This window comes from Halomonas sp. BC2, assembly GCF_002078115.1.
Taxonomy (GTDB): Bacteria; Pseudomonadota; Gammaproteobacteria; order Pseudomonadales; family Halomonadaceae; genus Vreelandella; species Vreelandella stevensii.
The window spans coordinates 4446-6719 of sequence record NZ_LFGT01000029.1 but is presented as its reverse complement, the minus strand read 5'-3'; the positions used below and the strand labels follow the sequence as shown (position 1 = coordinate 6719).

Sequence of the window (2274 nt, the reverse complement as noted above, 5' to 3'; positions counted from 1 at the left end):
CTCGGAGGGGGTGATGATCTCGGTGATACGGATCCCGTACTTGTCGTCAACCACGACGACTTCGCCTTGAGCGATCAGGTAGCCGTTGATGAGGATGTCCATGGGTTCGCCCGCCAGTCCTTCGAGTTCGATGACCGACCCCTGGGCCAGCTCCAGAAGCTGCTTGATGGTGATGCGCGTCCGCCCCAGCTCCACGGTGAGCTTGACCGGAATGTCCATGACCATCTCGAGGTCGCGCATGGTGCCACTGGTTTGCCCCTTGTCCAGCGGCTTGAAGACCTGGGCGCTGGCGGATTCGGCCTGGGCGCTGGAAGTCGCGGCCTGGGGCGAGGGGGGCGTGGCCTCGCTCGCGACCTGTTCGGCCAGCGCATCGGCCCAGGGGTCGTCGCTGACGTCATCGCCTTGCCCTTGCTCCGCCATGGCGCTGGCCCAGTCGTCCTCGATCGAGTCCTGGGGCGCCTTGGAAGGGTTCTGATCAGGATGCTTGGGATCAGTCATGTTTCGATTCCTTGACTTGCGGCTTTGACGCTTTGACGAAAGTATCCTTGGCCGACTTGGATGACGGAGTGTGCTCGATCAGTTCACTGACGCGCAGGGCGCGTTGTCCCTGCTGACTGCCGTACTCGCAGCGCATGACGGGAACGCCATCGACGCGGGCGGTGACGATTTCCGGCAAGTCGATCTCCAGGACATCGCCCTTCTTGAGCGACATGACCTGGCCTATGGACGTAGGGATCTCGACGAAATCGGCGACCAGCTCGACATGCGACTGCTTGATCTCTCCCGCCATGCGCTGTTCCCACAGCCGGTCCTCTTCCGGGTGACTGTCGGTGAGCGGCCCGCTGAGCTGGTCTCGCAGTGGCTCGATCATCGAGTAGGGCATGCAGATCTGGAAGTCGCTGCTCAGGTTGCCCACTTCCAGGTGGAACGTGGTGTTCACCACGATCTCGTTGGGAGAACTGGTGATATTGGCGAACTTGACCTGCATCTCGGAACGCAGGAGGTCGACCTCGAGCGGATAGACCGAGCGCCACGACTCCTGATAGGCGTCGATGGCCAGGGTCAGCATTCGCCGGATGATGCGCTGCTCGGTATGGGTGAACTCGCGTCCTTCGGATTTGGTCAGAAAGCGTCCGTCGCCGCCGAACAGGTTGTCGACCACCATGAACACCAGGCTGGGAGGGAAGACCACCAGCGCCGAGCCGCGCAGCGGCTTGAGAGCGATCAGGTTGAGGTTGGTCGGCACCGGCACGTTGCGAGCGAAATCGCTGTAGCTCTGGTAGCGGACCGCGTCCACGGTGATATCGGCGCTGCGCCTGAGCAGATTGAACAGGCTCATGCGGAAGTGTCGGGCAAAGCGCTCGTTGATGATGTCCAGCGCATGCAGGCGCTCGCGAATTACCCGGTGCTGTGTCGCCGGATCGTAAGGGCGAATTCGCCCATGACCGTTGTGAGCGTCGGCCGAGTCGGCGTCGTCTTCGCCGCTGACGCCCTTGAGAAGGGCATCGATCTCTTCCTGCGAGAGCAGATCGTCTTGAGCCATGGCGCTAATGCACTTCTGTTGAAAGCGTTAAGGAGACACCGTCGGAAATCATTGGACGATAAAGTCGGTGTACAGTACGTCGTTGATCATCAAGGGCGGCTGCGGCTCGGCCAACGGCTGGTCGAAAAGCGCCAGGATCTCCTGGGAGAGCGACTGCTTGCCTTCCGGCGTGGTCAGCGTCTCCGCCTCCTGGCTGGAAAGCAGCATGAGCAGCCGGCTGCGGACCTGCGGCATGTGCATGGTCAGCACATCCTTGGTCGTCATGTTGCCGACACGCAGCGACAGACCGATATAGAGCAGGCGCTGATCGTAGTGGCGGCTCTGCAGGTTTACGGTGAAGGGCGCAACGTTGACGAAGATCGGCTCGACGGCGGGTGGTTCCTCTACCGGTGCCTGGGCTTGGGCCTGGCTGGGCGCATTGCCGCTGCGGCTGTCCATGTAATAGAACATGCCCGCGGAGCTGGCCAGTGAGATCAGGATGATCAGGATGCCGAAGATCCACCAGGGCTTGCTTCCGCCTGCAGTGCGATTCTTTGCCATTGCGTTTGCCACCATTCATAGTGTCGACCGGATGCGTTCCGGACCAGAGACGATTATGGCGATAGCAGGGCCATCGCCATGGTTTGAAAAGACTGGCCGTAACTATTCAGGTGGCTGCGGATGGGATATCGCCAACCACCTGATTTTTCTGGCATAGTGTGCCTAATCCTTCGGCATATCTATGCGGTGAC

General features: G+C 60.8%; 3 protein-coding genes. All 3 read right to left on the bottom strand.

The genetic code is table 11. The annotated features are described in order from the left end of the window. Nucleotides 1-498: flagellar motor switch protein FliN (fliN, locus tag B7L71_RS16120; protein ID WP_081139130.1), on the bottom strand; the 498-nt coding region annotated here is incomplete at its 3' end. Beyond that, nucleotides 491-1543, bottom strand: coding sequence for a flagellar motor switch protein FliM (gene fliM, locus B7L71_RS16115; protein ID WP_081139128.1), 1053 nt, complete (start codon nt 1541-1543; stop codon nt 491-493). The genes fliM and fliN, both read right to left, overlap by 8 nt. 48 nt (nt 1544-1591) lie before the next feature. Further along, the gene (gene fliL / locus B7L71_RS16110; protein WP_081139126.1) at nt 1592-2083 is read right to left on the bottom strand and encodes a flagellar basal body-associated protein FliL; all 492 of its coding nucleotides are present in this window, start codon (nt 2081-2083) and stop codon (nt 1592-1594) included. Nucleotides 2084-2274: the final 191 nt, after the last annotated feature.